This is a genomic window from Paenibacillus phocaeensis, assembly GCF_900021165.1.
GTDB classification, from domain to species: Bacteria; Bacillota; Bacilli; order Paenibacillales; family Paenibacillaceae; genus Fontibacillus; species Fontibacillus phocaensis.
The window spans coordinates 60,152-79,593 of record NZ_FCOQ01000034.1; the positions used below are offsets into that span (position 1 = coordinate 60,152).

General features: G+C 48.8%; 10 protein-coding genes and 2 pseudogenes. 6 read left to right on the plus strand and 6 right to left on the minus strand.

From position 1 onward, the window contains the following. Position 1 precedes the first annotated feature (1 nt). Positions 2-1,336 (plus strand): sensor histidine kinase, encoded by a 1,335-nt coding sequence (locus BN3795_RS22250; RefSeq protein WP_068786882.1) that lies wholly within the window; start codon positions 2-4, stop codon positions 1,334-1,336. A 329-nt stretch (positions 1,337-1,665) separates the two neighbouring features. Beyond that, a complete protein-coding gene (locus BN3795_RS22255; RefSeq protein WP_068786883.1) occupies positions 1,666-2,478 on the plus strand; it encodes a CPBP family intramembrane glutamic endopeptidase in 813 nt (270 codons plus the stop codon). Positions 2,479-2,573: 95 nt separating this feature from the next. On the opposite strand, the pseudogene BN3795_RS22260 reads toward BN3795_RS22255, so the two are convergent. The 5 genes and pseudogenes from BN3795_RS22260 to BN3795_RS25290 form a co-directional block, all read right to left on the minus strand. Beyond that, positions 2,574-2,861 (minus strand): annotated as a pseudogene (locus BN3795_RS22260) (transposase); the annotation flags it as partial. Positions 2,862-2,955: 94 nt separating this feature from the next. Beyond that, positions 2,956-3,702, minus strand: coding sequence for a type I methionyl aminopeptidase (gene map, locus BN3795_RS22265; RefSeq protein WP_068786885.1), 747 nt, complete (start codon positions 3,700-3,702; stop codon positions 2,956-2,958). A gap of 7 nt (positions 3,703-3,709) precedes the next feature. Beyond that, entirely contained in the window at positions 3,710-4,294 is a 585-nt protein-coding gene (locus BN3795_RS22270) for a TetR/AcrR family transcriptional regulator (RefSeq protein WP_068786886.1), read from the minus strand. A 340-nt stretch (positions 4,295-4,634) separates the two neighbouring features. Beyond that, positions 4,635-4,802, minus strand: coding sequence for a hypothetical protein (locus BN3795_RS26280; RefSeq protein WP_408635065.1), 168 nt, complete (start codon positions 4,800-4,802; stop codon positions 4,635-4,637). Between the two features lie 76 nt (positions 4,803-4,878). Continuing rightward, positions 4,879-5,309, minus strand: a pseudogene (locus BN3795_RS25290) (transposase); the annotation flags it as partial. 256 nt (positions 5,310-5,565) lie between these two features. Here BN3795_RS25290 and BN3795_RS22285 point away from each other — a divergent pair. The 4 genes from BN3795_RS22285 to BN3795_RS22300 are packed head-to-tail and all read left to right on the plus strand — an operon-like array spanning position 5,566 to position 13,159. Next, positions 5,566-7,152, plus strand: coding sequence for a restriction endonuclease subunit S (locus tag BN3795_RS22285; RefSeq protein ID WP_068786889.1), 1,587 nt, complete (start codon positions 5,566-5,568; stop codon positions 7,150-7,152). 15 nt (positions 7,153-7,167) lie between these two features. Then, positions 7,168-8,691, plus strand: coding sequence for a class I SAM-dependent DNA methyltransferase (locus tag BN3795_RS22290; RefSeq protein ID WP_068786890.1), 1,524 nt, complete (start codon positions 7,168-7,170; stop codon positions 8,689-8,691). Further along, positions 8,681-10,003, plus strand: a complete 1,323-nt coding sequence (locus BN3795_RS22295; RefSeq protein ID WP_232730012.1) for a restriction endonuclease subunit S — start codon at positions 8,681-8,683, stop codon at positions 10,001-10,003. The genes BN3795_RS22290 and BN3795_RS22295 overlap by 11 nt, the downstream gene beginning before the upstream one ends. An 18-nt stretch (positions 10,004-10,021) precedes the next feature. Continuing rightward, entirely contained in the window at positions 10,022-13,159 is a 3,138-nt protein-coding gene (locus BN3795_RS22300) for a type I restriction endonuclease subunit R (RefSeq protein WP_068786891.1), read from the plus strand. Between the two features lie 190 nt (positions 13,160-13,349). On the opposite strand, the gene BN3795_RS22305 is transcribed toward BN3795_RS22300, so the two are convergent. Then, a complete protein-coding gene (locus BN3795_RS22305; protein ID WP_068786892.1) occupies positions 13,350-19,220 on the minus strand; it encodes a DUF3320 domain-containing protein in 5,871 nt (1,956 codons plus the stop codon). Positions 19,221-19,442: the final 222 nt, after the last annotated feature.

The window sequence follows — 19,442 nt, forward strand, 5'->3', positions numbered from 1 at the left end:
GATGAGAACACTTCGTATTCGTTCGTTTACTATACTGCTTTTCTTTTTCTTAATGTTAGTGCCGTGGATCTTTTATGTGACAACACACTTCATAGAGACAAAAACGCTCAGCTTCGCAAAAAACGGAGCTCAAGCCGAGATTCTGCAAGGACAATGGATCGAGAAGATCGTACAGCTGATCGAAACCAATTCGGACAATTGGAGGGATCCGAATTGGCAAAACCAATTGCATCATGAGTTGCAACAAGCGAAAATGGAAGCGGCTATTCTATCTGCATCAGATCAAGAAATTTACCGTTCTAATCCGCAGAGCCATGGCATATTGCCTTCTACCGAACGGTTCTCCATTATAGAGGACGGTCATTTACTTGGAAAGGTCATTATTTATCTTCCGAAGTCAAATGCGGCTAAGTTCATTTCGATATTTACCGGGCTATTGTTAGCTTTTTTTATTGTCGGTGTTGAAATGCGAAGGTTTCTTCTTAAGCCTCTCGAAAAGATGAGCTTTGCAGCTAGAAAAATCGCTGCAGGAGATTGGGACGTAGAGTTGCCTAAATCCTATATCACCGAAATCTCTGAGGTACGCGATGCATTCGAAGTGATGGTGAATGGAATGCAAAAAGCTTTTCAAATACAAGCAGAATTGGAAGAAGAGCGCCGATTCGTCATTACAGCTGTCGCTCATGATTTGCGTACCCCGTTGTTCGCTTTACGAGGTTACTTGGATGGTCTGGAACAAGGCATTGCCCAATCCCCGGATAAAATAACCAAATATTTGGCCGTTTGTAAGGAAAAATCGGCGCAATTGGACCGGTTGGTAGAGGACCTTTTCACATTTACAAAGATGGAGCATGTGCAGATGGATCTTCATAATCAGAAGATTGATTTTAAACTCATCATCCTGAAATCGATTGACAGTTTAAGTCCGCTAGCTCGCCAAAAGAACATCTCGATTTCGACCCATATTGAAGACGACTGCTTCATTAACGGTGATGTGCATTTATTGGAACGAGCGATGAACAATTTGTTGGATAATGCCGTCAGACACACACCCTCGTATGGTGAAATTGTTGTTCAATGTTATAAAGAAGGTAACAAAATAAAGTTTATGATCCGTGATACAGGCCCGGGCTTCTCCTCGGAAGAACTACAACGAGTTTTTGAACCTCTATATCGTGGTGAAGCATCTAGAAATCGTTCAACTGGAGGTAGCGGATTAGGCTTGACCATTTCACAAAGAATTGTAAGGCTACACGGAGGTGAACTTTCCGCAGGTAACCATTCGGAAGGTGGAGCGCTGCTAACGGGTTGGATACCTGTAACTAATCCAAGCTAAAATCGAAGAACGAACGTTACCGGACAATTTTCCTAATCACAATAAGGAAACATCCCCTGAAGTTCTTTGCTTTGTGGGATAGCGCCAGCGGATAAAAGGCATACCTCAAATACCCTGATTGGAAAGCCATGATACCAAAAGAATTACAATTAGCCATGGAGCCTCTGTCTTGGACGCAGTTCCCGCTCATGTTATAATAACTTGAACAACACGAATCGTTCCCGAAAGGTTGAGATTTCCTGCCATCGGTAATGACCATTGCAATGAAGCTCTTGGGAAAAGATCCTGAGAGCTTTTCATTGTAGATGAACAGAAAAGGAGAAATAAACATGCTTCGGAAATCAGCATTGATTGTGTATCTGATCATTTCTTTCGGTTGGACATGGGGGTGTTGGATTTCAGCTTATTGGTGGAGCAGATCGACAGACCATTTTTTACGAACGGATATGACGATTTTTCATCTTGCCGGCAATTTTTCCCTGGTTCAACTGTTATTCGCACTAGGCGTGTTCGGCCCCTTGCTCGGATTCCTTGCGATCCGTACCCGTGAGGGAGTTATACTGTTCAGACGTCCGGATCGAGCTGATATCCGTTTCGCATTATCTATTCCGATCGTGATCGCAATTCCGACGTTCGTACTCAGCATCCTGCTCAGCAGTTTGGCGGATGCAACCTGGCAAGCGGTTGCGTTATCCGTAATCGGATATTTCATTTCAAATGTGCTGACAAGCGGAACCGAGGAGTTTGGTTGGCGCGGATATCTGTATCCTTATTTGAAGACGAGGGAACAAGATTTCTGGCGCGCTGCATGGAAGGGGGGCTTCATCTGGGCATTATGGCATTATCCGCTGCTCTTTATTTTGTATGCGGACGCGGGGCTGGCTGTTCTTGTGCCTTCTCTGATTGGATTTACAGCGTCCATCGTCGCCATGAACTATATCACGAATTTTATCTTTGAACGATCAGGCTCCATCCTGCTTGTGATGGTGTTGCATGCCTTGAACAATACGGTCAGTTTTACTTTGATCAGTCTGTACCCGGAAACACCGTTCACGATTGTGAGCAGTCTGATGGCGTGGGCGGTTGTCGGATACTTGGAGAAAACATGGACAACTGGCGGCTGGCCGAGGACGAGTGAATGAACAGATCAATATAGTGGTAATCTGGCAAGATAACTACTGCATGATATCCCGTTTCAGTCATTCGGCGTCCATTTAGCCGTACAGTGGTGAGAGCGTGAAACGCCGCGTTGATCATGCGCCACAAGGAAAACCGCCCAAAACCAGGTCAATAGCGGCGTATGGGATTTATGCATAATGGTGCCAGCGGTCACCGAAGCCTGATGCTTGCAGCGCGTACATGGATACAGCTTGCGGTGTTCCAGAAAGTAAAACGCATCGTGCGCGCATTTGGGACATCGAAAGCCGTTCGGCCAGCGGCTCTGGAACAGATGCTCGCGGCATACGTCATCCGAATGAAACTTCTCTTGAAATCTCTTTAACGTCATCGCTTCTTGTTGGGCCATGACAACCACTCCCGAACATTCGTTTGTACCCAGTATATCGAACGAACGTTCACATGTGAAGGGTTTGCTGAAGCAACTTGATATTCAAATTATTCTATTGTGCCGTCAGGATTTGTGGACCTTCAGCCGTGATGGCGATCGTATGCTCGTATTGGGCGGCAAGCTTGCGGTCCAGCGTCCGCGCGGTCCAGCCGTCCGGATCGATTGTCATGTAATAGGTGCCTTCGGTGATCATGGGCTCGATCGTGAACACCATGCCTTCCTTAATGCGGAGACCTTTGCCGGGATTGCCGATATGCATATAAGTCGGCTCCTCGTGCAGGTCACGACCGATGCCATGGGCGAGAAGGTCGCGCACGACGCCGAAGCCGTGCGACTCCGCATGCCGCTGGATCACACTTGTCACGTCACCGAGCCGATTGCCGGGCTGCGCCTGCGCGATGCCGAGGTCAAGGCATTCCTTCGTGACGCGCATCAACTTCTCGGCCGTAGGCGAGATCTTCCCGACCGCATAGCTCCAGGCCGAATCGCCGAGCCAGCCGTCGAGCTCGGCGACCGTGTCGATCGTCACGATATCGCCTTCCTCAAGTGGCTTATCGCTAGGAAATCCATGCGCGATCACGTCGTTGACGGAGGCGCACGTCGCATATGGATAGCCCTTGTAGCCCTTCTCGTATGGCTTGGCGCCATGCTTCAAAATAATGTCCTCGAATATGCGATCAATCTCGTTCGTCGTGATGCCCGGTTTGATGAGCGGGGCGATCGTGCGATGGCATTCGGCCACCACTTGGCATGCCTTGCGGATGGCCTCAATTTCATGCTTGCTTTTTAGGATAATCATGTTCGTATCAGGACTCCTTCGTAATAGCTTGCATTGCGAGCTGGGCGATTCGATCGACGTCCAACCCGGAAGCGCCCGTATAGTAGCGTAGCCCGCTGCAGCCGACCAGCACGACAAGCATATAGTCGACGCTGTCGTCTTTGCGCCGGGCGATCGATTGGAGCGGGACGTACAAACGTTCCATGAATCGTCTCTTGGCGAGGTGCCGATCCTTCTCAGGCAAGCCTGCATAATGTTCCGCCGCCATTTTGTAGACGAGATATGCGCGGGCATCCGACTGCCACAGCCGGAGCAACGCCTTGCAATACGTCAACAACTGTTTGTCATCCGAGCGGCCGCCGTTGGCGTGCGCCCATTCTGCCAAGGCTTGCTCGCATCGCTCGAAGCCGCTATCCAGCACATCTTCGATTAATAAATGTCGGTTGGGGTAATAATGGTATACCGTGCCGTAACCGAGTTTGGCCTCGCGGGCGATGTCGCGAATATCAAAGCTGCCTCCCGTGCGGAAGTAGGCGTGCGCGGCGGCGTCCAGGATCTGTTCTCTGCGCTGTATGCGGATCAGCTCATTTTGTTCTTTGGTACGGGGGCACATGGACGAATGAACCTCCTTGTTTAGACCTGCAAATTTGTCGATGAAAATATAATAACGCATGGGGCGAGGAGATGCAAATATTCAGGCGGCAGTAGCAGCATTAAGTTCCTCACGGATAACGATCGTTGAACTTTGCTCAGCTGCGAATCTCGAAAAGCGAGCCCCATGTAGAGAAAGGGATCTCGCTTTATTTAACGATGATTTTGTCTTTCGTTGTGTCATAAAAGCGAGGCAGCAAGTTGTACAGATCAGGGCGTTTTTGGACTCATATTAAAGTCGACCGGCGCAATACCTTCCGCGTTCCACACCGTACCTCTTTTCTCGTACCCAAATAACTTTTCTACGGCATTAGCGACTTGGGGCCCTGATTCGGGCTTGCTGAACGATTTTTATCCCGCGCTTCATTCAGCAAATTCAGATCGGTCGGATACGCCACATCCGCCGGGGCGCAGGTGGCGTCCACCAACAGTGTCCCTTGATTCGGTTGTTCTGGCGTTTCCGACGCCACGGTGGAATCGATGGCCTCATCGGTCTCAAGTTCGGACGCTTCCGGTGGCGCCGCCGCTCACGTTGCTTGGATCGTTGTCATCGTCTCTCATTTCCTTCGCGCCCTCGGTGGCGATGATCTCGTTCAGCTCGGCCAGCACATCCGTCAGACGTTTGCGGAAATGCGTCATCATGGAATGGTGGAACGGCGGCTTCATGACAAATCCGGACAAACCGATGAAGTATTGCATATAGGGATTCTCGCTGATCGACGCCAGGGTTTCTCTATCGGTCAACTGCATGCGCTCCTGAATGATCAGCGCGCCGAGCCCATCCGCAGGCTGATCGTTTGCTGACCGCGGAAGGTGTCTTTGAAGAAACGATCGTATTTCTGTTCAGCCGCCGCCCACGACACCAACTGAGCCAACTGAACCCAGCGATTCCCTTCATCCAGTTTTCCGCCGAAGGGAAGAAAGAAATCATCAGGCAGGATCAATTGATTGTCGAGATGCGCGGTCGGCTTGAACATTTTCATCGCTCCTTCTGCAAGGATTTTGGGCTGTTTTCCGAAGATTCCTTTGCATATGATTTCGACATACAAATCCCGAATCCCTTGTGCTTAATCGACCGAACCCCATAATACTGGAGGTAGTCTTCTTTTTCAAAGTTCAATATAATTCATTACAGGAATAGCTCCTTTGAATGGTCTCGTCTTTAGTATTGCAATACTTAATTCATTGATGGTATAATTTAGTTGGCTTTTGGCAGCGAAAGAAGGTGATGAATTGATTGAATCGTTCTGGAATATCTGTCTGCTCCATGATATATCAACACGTGATCAGTTGCTTCGCGAAGCCATTCGAGTGAAACGGACGCAACAACTTCTGGAACAACAACAGTTGGCCGAAACGGAGCTAATGACAGAACCTGAGAAGCTGTTTCAGTGGATGAAGGAACGAGCCTTAGACAAAGAATTAGGCCATTTTCCCGGCGATCGGGATTTATTTTATAAATTATACCATGCAGGCAAGGACATGGACTTGTTGGAATACGCCATGCTAACCATCCAACAAGATCGGGTTACAGGGAGCATTGTCGTCCATCCGGGAATCGTCGAGCGGTTTGTCGATCAGTGTGAGCGACATGGTTGCACGAACATTCTGTTTGCAGAAGCTGAAAAGTATATCAAAGGACTCATCGAAACGAAATGTTACCATCGACCATGGACCATCACATTGTTAACGGAAAACTACATCGTAGGCAGATTGTTCAGAACGTATTTCGAGTCCTATTCCAATATCCGCATCGTGCAAGGGTCCATCTATCAGCCGCTGCCCGCAGAACATCAATTCGACGCGATCCTGGCGATGCCGAATTTCGGGATGAAAATGAACGATGTCGATGTCGCGGTTCGGGAATCCGAGGGCGCGGCGGCCAGCTACCTGCTTCCACTCTTGCAAGACGACGGGAGATTGAGCTTGACCTTGCCCGCGCGAATGCTGTTTCAATCCGGCGCGATCGCCAGCTGGCGGAAGCAAATGAATGAACAGGCGCCGGTGCAAACGATCTATTCGCTTCCGGACGGCTTGTTTCGTCCCTACACTTCCATCAAGACCTGTCAGGTTGACTTCGGCAAAGCACCTGTAGAAGAAGTGATCCTCGGGCGGCTCCATATGGAGAAGTCAAAGCTTGTGGCGGAACGGGAGATTGCCATCCATCCCGACCGGTTCCGAGAGCTGGATTATTGGCGAATTGAACTGCTGCTGGATGAAGATCAGGATACACTTCGTTCCTTCCGACAGGCGGCAACCCCGAAGGTGAAGCTGCGCGATGTGGCAGACATTTTTCGGGGAAAATCGATTCTTAGGCAGGATCTAAAGCCTGGGAACATTAAGGTGCTGAATATATCCAATCTGGATGACGGCGAAGTGCGATTGGATCAGCTTGAAACGATTGACGAGAAAGAGCGGAAAGTGAAGCGTTACGAGATTCTCCCGGGTGACCTGGTCATGACATGCCGCGGCACCGTGAACAAGCTGGCTGTATTTCCGGAGGCTCAAGGGATGGTCATCGCTTCCTCGAATATGATCGTGATCCGATTCAAGTCGGCCATCAAGAGCCATTTTGCCAAAATGTTTCTGGAAAGCCCTGTCGGAACAGCCCTTATTCAAAGCTTCCAGCGGGGGACGACTGTAATGAATCTGAACCCGGCGGATGTGGCGGAAATGGAATTGCCTCTGGTACCGGAAGATAAGCAGCACGAGTTAATAGAGCAATATATACGGGAAAAAGAACGATATAAAGAAGTTGTTCGGGAAGCGACGAATCGCTGGGAACAAGTGAAGAGCCAGTTATACGAGGAACTCTACTGAGGAGGAATTAGGATCATGGCAACAGCGAACATTGGATTCGAGGAAAAATTATGGAGCATGGCCGATAAACTGCGCGGCAGTATGGATGCAGCGGAGTATAAGCATGTAGCTCTCGGCCTGCTTTTTCTGAAATATGTGTCGGATGCATTTGAAGAAAAATATGAAGCATTGAAAAATGAACCGTATGCCGATCCGGAGGACCGGGACGAATACGTGGCAGAAAATATATTCTGGGTACCGAAAGAAGCGCGCTGGAGCCATATCAAGGATAACGCGAAAAAGCCGGAAATCGGGCAGATCATTGATAATGCGATGATTGCCATCGAGAAGGAAAATCCATCGCTGAAAGGCGTGCTGCCGAAAGATTACGCCCGCCCGGCGCTCGATAAAACCCGTCTTGGCGAAGTGATCGATTTGTTCTCGTTCAAAGTCGGCGATGAAGAAAGCCGTTCGAAGGATGTACTGGGGCGGGTATATGAGTATTTCCTTAGCAAATTCGCCAGCGCGGAAGGCAAGAACGGCGGGGAATTCTATACCCCGAACAGCGTTGTGCGCCTGCTCGTCGAGATGATCCAGCCGTTCAAGGGCCGCGTATATGACCCCTGCTGCGGGTCCGGCGGCATGTTTGTTCAGAGCGAGAAGTTTGTAGAGGAGCATCAGGGGCGCATTGGCGATATCGCGGTGTACGGGCAGGAGTCGAATCCGACGACGTGGAAGTTGTGCAAAATGAACCTCGCCATTCGCGGCATCGACGGCAACCTTGGGGAGCATCATGCAGATACGTTCCATAACGATTTACATAAAAATCTGAAGGCCGATTACATCTTGGCGAATCCGCCATTCAATATCAGCGACTGGGGCGGTGAACGGCTGACAGAGGATGCTCGTTGGACGTATGGGGTACCTCCAGTTGGAAATGCCAACTATGCGTGGATTCAGCATATTGTGAACAAACTAGCGCCCAGCGGCGTTGCAGGCTTTGTACTTGCGAACGGCTCCATGTCGACTAGTACGACGGCGGAGTTCGAGATTCGCAGCAAGCTGGTTAATACCGATCTGGTTGACTGCATCGTGACCTTGCCGGGGCAATTGTTCTATTCTACGCAAATTCCGGTTTGTCTTTGGTTCATTGCCAAAAATAAAGCGCCAAAGGGCCTTCGGGACCGCCGTGGTGAAATCCTGTTTATCGATGCTCGCAAAATGGGCCATATGGTGGATCGGACACATCGCGAGTTGAGTACGGAGGATATCCGGAAGATCGCCGATACGTACCACGCATGGTGGGGACAGATGGATGCTGGACAGTATGAAGATGTGAAAGGTTTCTGCAAAGCGGCGAAACTTGCAGAGGTACAAGAGCACGAGTATATCCTGACACCTGGGCGTTATGTAGGCATCGAAGATGTGGAAGAAGACGGAGAACCGTTCGAGGATAAAATGGCACGGCTGACATCGGAGCTGGCGGAGCAGTTCGCCAAGTCCCGGCAATTGGAGGACGAGATTCGCAAGCGGCTTGGGGGGATCGGGTTTGAGTTTTGAACTGAAAAAATATAAACTTGCTGAAATTGCTGATGTTCAGACTGGTCCCTTTGGTAGTCAATTGCATAAAGATGATTACGTGCCCCATGGTACCCCGATAATCACCGTTGAGCACCTAGGGGAGAATTTTACTATTCACGAGAACACCCCCAAAGTTTCAAATGATGATGCGTTAAGATTATCGAAGTACAGCCTCTGCGAAGGTGACATCGTTTTTAGTCGTGTTGGGTCTGTTGACAGAAGAGCTTATGTTTCAAAAAAAGAACATGGCTGGCTCTTTTCTGGAAGATGTCTAAGAGTTCGGGTTAACAAAAAGGATAAGATCGACCCTAAATATTTATCTTACTATTTTGGTCTTGAAAGCTTTAGAGAGTATGTTCGTAGCATAGCAGTAGGTGCAACAATGCCTTCACTAAACACTAAAATCATGTCTAGTCTTGAGATTCAAGCACCGGAATTAAATGTGCAGGTGGCAATCTCCAAACTTTTATCATCCCTTGACAAAAAAATCGAGCTCAACAACGCCATCAACAAAAACCTTGAAGAAATGGCTCAAGCCCTTTTTAAGCGGTGGTTTGTGGACTTCGAGTTTCCAAATGAAAACGGCGAACCGTATAAGTCAAGCGGCGGCGAGTTTGAGGAAAGTGAGTTGGGGTTGATTCCGAGGGGATGGAGGGTTGGGAGAGCAACCGATATATTCGATGTACAGAGTGGAGGTACACCGAAAACGAGTACATCCGAATATTGGAATGGTGAAATCCCCTTCTTTACTCCAAAAGATTGTTCGAACTCCTTTTATGTAATCGAAACAGAGAAAACCATTACTGAAGATGGGTTGAACAATTGCAACAGCAAGTTGTACAAAACTGATACTGTTTTTATTACCGCAAGGGGAACGGTTGGAAAAGTCGCACTCGCAGGTAGAGACATGGCAATGAACCAATCCTGCTATGCCCTTGTCGCTAAAAGTGGTTATACCCAGAAGTACGTCTTTCATCTGACACAACAACTTATTAATGCTTTGCGAAAAAGTGCCAGTGGAGCCGTATTTGATGCAATAACAGTTTCAACTTTTCAAAATTTGAAAACTATTCTGCCAGATATTGAACTGGTAAGACATTTTGATGGACTAGTCAATGGACTCTATTCATTGTTACTTGAAAAGGCAAATGAAACCCAAACTTTACGGCAACTCCGCGACACCCTTCTCCCCAAACTCATGTCCGGCGAGATCCGTGTCCCTGTCGAGCGGGATAACAGCGCTACCGATCTGCCTAAGGTTGCGGAGAGCAATGCAATCTATCAACCCTAATCCAAAGGAGGTGCAACGATGGCCTACTATACGACGTCCTACACCGAAAGCGACCTTGAACAGGCCGCGCTGGAATGGTTCGAAGAACTGAACTACGAGAAAGCTTACGGTCCGGATATTTCTCCCGAAGGGGAGTACCCCGAACGGCAATTTTACCATGACGTCATCCTGAAAGACCGGCTGCGCGAGGCGCTTATTCGCATCAACAAGCATGTGCCGCGCGAAGCCATCGAGGAAGCGATTCGGGTCGTTGAAGTGCCGCGCAGTCCCAGCTTGTTGATCAATAACAAGGCGTTCCAGAAGATGATTACCGATGGAATCGATGTGCAGTATCAAGCCGCCAACGGCGAATATCCGACAGAGAAAGTATGGCTGTTCGACACCGACCCGGACCGGATCGACAACAACGACTTTCTGGTCGTCAACCAGTTTACCGTCGTTGAAAATCAGGGAGAGAAGCGCCCGGATATCGTCGTGTTCGTAAATGGATTGCCGATCGCCGTATTTGAATTGAAAAGCGCCTCCAACGAAGAAGTCGGGATCAGCGATGCCTACAATCAGATGCAGACGTATAAAGGAGCGATACCGTCCCTGTTCACGTACAACTCGTTCCTGGTCATCAGTGACGGTGTGAATGCGCGGGTAGGCACGTTGACCGCCAATGAAGATCGGTTTATGATGTGGCGCACGATCGACGGCGATGACGTGGCGCCCTCCTCCCTGCCCCAGCTTGAAGTGCTTGTGAAAGGGATGTTCGAGAAAAGTCGGTTGCTCGACATTATCAAGCATTTCGTGCTGTTTCAGACCGATGGGGAGCATCTGTTCAAAATATTGGCGGGATACCACCAATACCATGCCACCAACAAGGCAATTGCAAGTACGGAACGTGCGACGATGGACGAAGGTGATCGCAAAATCGGCGTCATCTGGCATACGCAAGGCTCCGGTAAAAGCTTGTCCATGGTTTTCTACGCGGGAAAACTTGTTCTGACGCTGAACAACCCGACGATCGTCGTGGTGACGGACCGGAACGATCTGGACGATCAGTTGTTCAGCACGTTCAGCAAGTCGAAGGACTTGCTCAGGCAAACGCCTCAGCAAGCGGAAAATCGGACTCATTTGCGTGAGCTTTTGTCGGTGGAGTCGGGCGGGATCATTTTCACAACGGTTCACAAGTTCACTCCTGATGAAAATGAAGACAAGTATCCTGTACTTACGGAACGCCGCAATGTGATCGTGATCGCAGACGAGGCGCATCGCAGCCAGTACGGGTTTCAGGCGGAAATGGTCGCCGGGGAAGACGAAGCGGCCATTAAGTATGGCTACGCCAAGTATATGCGCGATGCGTTGCCGAACGCTTCTTATATTGGCTTTACCGGAACGCCGGTCGAACTGACAGACAAAAATACGCCTGCCGTTTTCGGTGACTACATCGATATTTACGATATGACCCGAGCCGTAGAAGACGGAACCACGGTCAGAATTTATTATGAAAGCCGCATTGCCCGCCTGGATTTGTCGGAGGCGGAGCGCCCGGTCATTGACAGCGAGTATGAGGATATTACGGAGTACCAGGAGTACACGCAGCGGGAGCGTCTGAAGTCGCGTTGGGCCAGGCTTGAAGCGTTGGCCGGTGCAGAGAAACGGGTCAGGAAAGTCGCGCAGGATGTCGTCGAACATTTCGAGCAACGGCAGAAAGCCGGCTTCGGCAAAGCGATGATTGTTGTGATGTCGCGGCGGATCGCCATCGATATGTACAGAGCGATTGTTGCACTCCGGCCGGATTGGCACAGCGATGATGATAACGAAGGCAAAATCAAAATCGTCATGACCGGAAGTTCCAGCGATCCGGAGGAGTGGCAACCGTTTATCGGCAACAAGCGGCGACGCGAACATCTCGCGAAGCGGATGAAAGATGTGAACGATCCGCTTCAGATCGTCATTGTCCGTGATATGTGGCTGACCGGTTTTGACGTGCCGAGCATGAATACGATGTACATCGACAAGCCGATGAAAGGCCATAATCTGATGCAGGCGATCGCCCGCGTGAATCGGGTATTCCGCGACAAGCCGGGCGGTCTGATCGTCGATTATATCGGAATTGCGGACTTGCTGAAATCGGCGCTTCAACAATATACGGAAAATGACCGAAAAACTGCTGGTATCGATACAGACCAAGCCGTTGACTTTATGCTGGAAAGGCTGCAGCTCATCCGCGAATTGCTTCATGGGTATGACTACAGTAAATTCGCTTCGGAGAAAGCAGCTGAACGGATGAAGGCCATTGTTGAGACGGTCGATTACGTACTTGGATTAGGTGAAGAGAGCAAGCGGAACTTCCTGAATTGGACGACGGAATTGGCAAGAGCCTTCTCGCTCTGCGCGACGACTCCCGCCGCGGAGGAAGTCAATGTCGAAATCAGTTTCTTCAAAGCGGTTAAATCTGGTATAATTAAGCTGATAACAGACGAAAACAAGAGAAAAACGACGAAAGAACTCGATGCCGAGTTGAATCAGCTCATTTCGAAATCGGTCGTATCCGATGAAGTTGTCGATATTCTGGAAGCTGTAGGCTTGCAGAAACCGAACATTGCGATACTTTCGGATGAGTTTCTGGAACATGTGCGCGGGTTGAAGCAGAAAAATCTGGCTGTGGAACTTCTCCGCAGGCTGCTTCAGGGGAAAGTGAAGGCCGTTTCCCGAACCAGTATTATGCAATCGAAGAAATTTTCCGAGATGCTGGAGGAAGCCATTCGGAAATACAACAACCGCACCATCGAGACGACGCAGGTTATCGAAGAACTGATCCAGATGGCCAAAGAAATGAACGCAGCCGTCAAGCGCGGCGAAGATCTCGGTCTGATCAAGGAAGAGCTGGCTTTCTATGATGCGCTCGCTTCGAATGAATCGGCCAAGGAACTGATGGGAGATCTGATGCTGAAGCAGATCGCACATGAACTGACCCAAGCGATCAAAAGCAACATCAAAGTCGACTGGACGCTTCGTGAGAATGTACGTGCTCAGATGCGAATTACCGTCAAGCGGCTGTTGAAGAAATACGGTTACCCGCCGGATCTGGAAAAGATGGCCATTGATCTGGTGCTTCAGCAAGCTGAATTGATGGCACAGGCGGAGATGGAAGAGTTTACATATTAACGGATAACAAAGGCGCAGGACATCAAGTTTCAAGTTTGACTGTTTCTGCGCCATTTTTTTTGAGAATATCCCCATTGATCTGTGTCCGAATGTACACTTCCCGAGAAAGTCCCGTTTTTTCACTGCAATGGCTCCGTCCATTGAGCAGCCTTTGATAGCTTATCCTTACACAGAGAATAACTTGAGTTAATTACTTCACTACCACCCGCTGGTTTTCATCTTCATAAGCGAAGCCAAGCTCAATAGCACTTTGAATCCCCGATTTAATCGACTTCTCCAGAGCATTCCCGGATCTGGCGTATCCGAGCGCCTTAACGACTTGTTTCGTTATCTCATTATATGGAAGACTAATTTGAGAAGACAGAATGGATTTCACGGCAACCGCTACTTCTTCCGGCGGTAAATCCTCGGCCATTCGCCGCTGAGCGTCATCTGTGGCTACCCTGTAAATGCCATACTCGGATGGTTTTATTCCCTCTGGCCAGAAGAAGGTTATTCCGTTCACTTCCGTATGTTCAGGTTGTATCTTCATCAACAACTCTGTAAACCTCTGATCCAATCGTGCCCCAAGTCGGGTAATGCCCCATGCGTGTAAAATGCGTTTTGTAAGCAAACTCCGGCTAATAGGTCCCTCTTCTTGAATGACCTTTCGGATTTGATCCAAAAGGAGCTCGGTCGATTCTGGGGAATGAAACCAATCCGCCCCTAAAGAAACAGCGTCCAGAACGCAGACATGGTAAGGCTGCACCTCTTTCGGTTTCTGAGGCTGTGCAGGTTGAACATGTTGATCCTTATCCATGCTTATCGGAGGATTCTGTGAACGATCAAATGTCACTTGTTCATGAGTCGCTGCCGCTTCAGCTTGGGACTGAACCCGTAGCTTCCTGACCTCTCTTCCTCGCTTAACAGCCTCCACAATACGGCTCACTACGGCTTCTCTATTGTCCCACCAATCCGGACTCCACACCCTCATCAAATTCCAGCCAAGCTGCTTAAGCACTTCTTCCCGCAGAATATTACGATCCCGGGCAGATTCTGCATTTTGATACATCGGTCCGTCAAGGAGAATCCCTAATGCATAATGACCGGATTCAGGGTCCAATACCGCTAAATCAATGCGATATCCCGATGCCCCGACATAGAGATCTGCCTGGTATCCGCGCTTTTTCAATTCAGCGGCCAGACTTCGGTGAACATGCGAAACCTGAAGTGCTTGAGATGACGCCTCGCTTGCAGGCAAGATCCGTTTTCCTTTCTCCGCATACTCAAGGAACGCTTTTAAGCCTAGTACACCTTCGCTGCTGATCCTGCTCGCATTCAGGTGATGGGCGTGCAGTGTTGAGAAGACCAGCATTTCATACCTGGCTCTTGATACGGCAACATTTAACCGTCTCCAACCTCCCTGCCGGTTTAATGGACCAAAATTTAGGCTTACCTTACCGTTTGAGTCAGGCCCATATCCTACTGAGAACAAAATAACATCCCGTTCATCCCCTTGAACATTCTCAAGGTTTTTGATGAATAGGGGTTCCGGCATTTGCGTCATCAGCATTTCCACTTCCGGTTCTTGCTTCAGTACATCTTCAAGCATATCCTCAATCAAGGTTTGCTGAATGGAGCTAAACGTGACAACCCCCAAGCTCTGTTGGCGCAAGACCGGATCCTTGATGCGGCGGACAATCTCAGCAACGACAGCCTCACCCTCGGCTTGATTCTGTTTCGTACGTCCCCGATCATAATATCCTTCGACAGGGCACCATCTCACACTCGAAACGGGTTCATCCGGAGATGGGAAGGTCATTAACTTATTTTCATAGTAATGAGCGTTACTGAAAGCGATCAGGCTTTCATGCCGGCTGCGATAATGCCAGATCAGATGTCGCTCCGGCATTCCAAGCGCCAAACAATCATCCAATATGCTCTCCATGTCTTGCAGTGCCGGTTCCTCTTCCTCCGTTTCCTGACGACTCTTCGAAAAGAAGCTCGTTGGTGGCAGCTGTTTCGGATCACCTACGATAACAGACTGTTGTCCCCGTGCCAATGCCCCAACCGCTTGTGCCGTTGGTACCTGAGAGGCTTCGTCAAATATCACCATATCGAATGAGGATCGTTCAGGATCGAGGTACTGCGCTACAGAAATCGGACTCATCAACATGCAGGGCACTAATCGCGGCAGCAAATTCGGAATCTGTTCAAACAGCTTACGAATCGACATATTTCTACCGCCGCTGCGAATCGCCCGCTGAAGAATGCCAACTTCAGAGCTTTGCGATGCTTCCTGCGTCATTTGAGGAACCCTCGAAGAAAGCCTGGCCACAATTTCTTGTTGAGTCAGTCTCATATACTCCTCGTCGGCTTCCTTGAAACGAAGAAGAGTCTCTTCAAATACATTGCCGGAGAATGACACGAATTGCTCATCACGCGCAATGATGTAATTCGCTATTTTTTTATAGAGTCCACGTTCAAAAGCGTCCTTCAACTGACCATTAGATAGACGCCCTTCTTCGTATGGAATGACAAGTGGCAGAAGTCCTTGCTCCTCCGCCTGCAATCGTACTCTTCGCCACGTACACCAATCTCTCAGTACATCCAGATAGGATATCCAACCATTTGCTTTTTCCAGGAGATATTCGTGCCAGTCCAAATCTTGTGACTGATGGGCCATGCGCTCAAAGTCAATCTGTAACAGATCGCGGAGTTCCTTCTCCTGATTCTTCACTTGTTCATGACTACGGAATACAGACTGCATCGATTTGTTCAAAGCAGCATTCCCACGAAGATCAACCATAAAATCTGCAATCTGTGTTCTTGCGTGATAAGCATCGGTAGTATTTTCAAACCAAGCCGTTAACGCTGCATGCAATCGATTCAGCCACTCGCAAGTCTCCATGATGTCGTCCCACTTGCCTTCGTCATCCCAGATCAGCGAGGAACCAAGGAATGGTGTGGCTTCCTCCCTTGCCCGATTTAACTTCTGTTCCTCTTCCTGCAGGGAAATGATATCCCGCAAGTGAGATTTGACATCCTGCCTGGCTATCCCTTGACCGGGAACCGTCATTTTCTTCAGCATATTAAAAATGCGATTTTGCCCAGCCCATTTCGGAAGGAACCATTTCAGCTCCAAACTATCCCAAGTAGATAACATCATTTGGGCATCTAAACGATGAGCCTCTGAAATGAACAATTTGGAAACCTTACCTCTAATCTCGTCTCGGCGTTTGCCCTGAAGTGCTGCGGCCTTTAGCCTTTCGACTGATTCTTCGACATTGATCTCTTGCATGAGAGCAGGTTTAATATCCGGTACACGGCTAGCCAGCTCACACAACTGTGCAAGTATGGAGATTTTGTCTTGAGTCATCGGAAGAACTCCAAGCTTGAAATGCTTCAGCGCTTCATTCATCGCTTTCTGACGTCCCTCAAGCTCTACAATGTAGCTCTTTATTAATACTTCTGCGTTTGCCTTCAGTTCCTGTGTATAGGATGTAACCTTAGAGTCCGCCCAAGGGTGCGTGCCCGGGTTGCCAATCGCAGTCCCGGCTGCGATTAATTGAGCAACCGTGTCATTCCATGCAACCAGGGTGTCCGGGTTCAGTCCTTCAATTGCTGCGTCATTGAACGTAACGACATCCGGTGCTTCACCCGCCCTCTCATACTCCGATATCGCTTCAAATAAAGATAAGCCAAAAGCATATTTTCGATGAAGGGCTTTTACATAACCGTTTAACGTCTCTCTCAACTGGAACAAACGATCTGCTTGTCTTTTCCAGGACTCGCCAGACTGGATCCGTTGCACATCAATCACATGGCTTAATTGGTCAAGGACTGCTCGCTTTGTGCTTTTGTTAGAGTGAAGTTCCAGGCAAAAAGGGCCCAATCCGATTTGTTCTAATCTTCGCTGAACAACAGACAGCGCTGCCATCTTCTCCGCTACGAACAGCACTTTTTTTCCATCGGCCAGAGCACCAGCAATCATATTCGTAATCGTCTGAGACTTCCCGGTTCCTGGAGGGCCGTGCAGCACAAAGCTTTGCCCCTTAAGCGCCGCGCGAATGGCCGACAATTGTGAAGAATCCGCACTGACCGGAATCAACGAATGAGCCGGATGCTCTTCATCGAGCGGCTCGAGCTTGATTTCCACCGATTCCTTTAGCTGTAGTTGTCCCTGAATAAGGCTTGCCACCACCTGATTCTCCGCCAATTGATCAGCTCTCGTGCGAATGTCATTCCACATTACAAATTGCCCAAACGAAAACAACCCGAGATTAGCCGTCTCCTCGATGTCAAAGCGGGATACTTGAATTAATGCATGTCTAATAACGTTAAAGATTTGTTTCAAGGCAATGCCTTTCTCATCCCTCGGAAGTGGATCCAGACCATCAATGCCAATACCGAAATCCTGCCTTAGCATCTCCAGCAGTGTAATGTTAATCTGAGGCTCTTCATCCCTCGCCCGAATGACATATCCTTGTCGTGAAGATTTTCGCAAAATATCTACAGGAATCAGCACAATCGGGGCATACCGGGGAAGTTCGCTAACCGGTGATTCATACCATTTCAAGAGACCCAAAGCAAGAAAAAGCGTGTTAGCCCCATTCTCTTCCAATGAAGTTCGGGCAGAACGGTAAATATGTACAATTCTTTTCTCCAGGTCCTGAGCATTCAAATCGGCTCTCAGCCGTCTCCGGACGAATTCCTCCTGTAACAATTTAACAATGGGGTGATTGGTATTCACACTTTGATACAAGCTGGCGTTTCGCCCGTTATCCTCCCAGTCATTGGGCCTTGCCAACAGTTGAAATTCATCGCCATCAGCCAGCGCATCTTCCAAATCTCCCAACTGGGCAGAAATGACCGGAATACACGATTTGGTCAAGCGAAAATTGAGCAGTGAATTACGAAGCGTCAAATCCAGCAGCTTACGCTCCCATTGCTTTTGCCTCGTTGCCGGATGCAACGAATCAACTTCCAACGGTTTTTCCAACACCTCCAGCAGTTCCGGAGCAGCACTTTCATAGCTCTTCGTGTCACGTGTCTCCTCAATGACCCATCCATTTGTCGCTTTCGTACGCAGTGGTAAAGGTCGTATGGCTGCTGCACGTGCTCTTCGAATATCGACCAGGCCATCGAATGAATCTGGATCTCGCAGATGCTCCTCGGCTAGCATAGCCGCTTGGTCAAATGGAATCCGATCCCCTTTCACCATAGCCGTAGACTCAACCACACAGATTTCATTTATTCCCGCTGCGAGCCTTTTCGTTAATAACGATATATCATCTTGAACCGTTTCCGAGAACGTCTCTTCTACAAGCCAGACTCCGGCAAACGCATGCCCTGTCGTGAAAATGATCAGAGGATGTAGACCCACAGCCTCCATACAAGCAGCATATAACATGGAAAGATCCAGACAATTTCCCAGTCCATGCGTGAAAATGGTCTCGGGAAGACGAATACGCTGACCGATTAACTCAAAACTAGGAGGAGCTACACAGTAGGAAATCTCGCGATTCTGCAAAGCCGAGTAGATCGCAGCCGCCTGCATACGTACCCGATTGGGATCCTTACTCTGATAAGCGGTAAACGAAGGGCTTCCTGACCATTGCTCCAGAATGGTGCCCGCCTCCCGTACGATCTCGGCCACTTGATGATGATTCGGCGTGACAAAAGCAGCGGTCATCTCAGGCAATACGGCAAGCCCACTCCATTCATCAAAGGCAAGGACGGAAATCGAGCCGCGCTGCTTGAACAATTCGGTGTCATTCTGCCATACCGTCAATGTCAATGTACCTGATATACGTTCCGACAAATCCCCCAAAAATGAGGTCGACATATGTAAATCAATCATCCCCATGTCCAAGGATTGCCCTGCTGGAAGTATGTCCAAATCCCTCTTCCATTCATATGCAAATTGCGGCTCAGATTCTAGCTTCACCGTAATTCCCTTGATATCTTCACCCGTTGTATTCGTTAAGATGATGCTCTTCATAACAGGAACATAGTTCTGCTGCATAGCGTAGTTCACGGTTTCACTGTACGACCATTCGCATGAGATTCTGTTCTCCACTTTCACATCCTCCTATAATTCTTGTCTTGTTTCTCAGTACTGCAGACCTATATTGATTTCCATTTAGTTCTATAATAGCACTAAATAATGGGTGAATCTGTTTTTTTCGACATGAAAACACGGGAAAATAAAAAAATGATCCTGAAGTTCGAAAGTATCGCTTCTTGAAAATATGTAATTTCTATCTAATTTTCAGTTAACTCATGTGATTTATCTGATTAA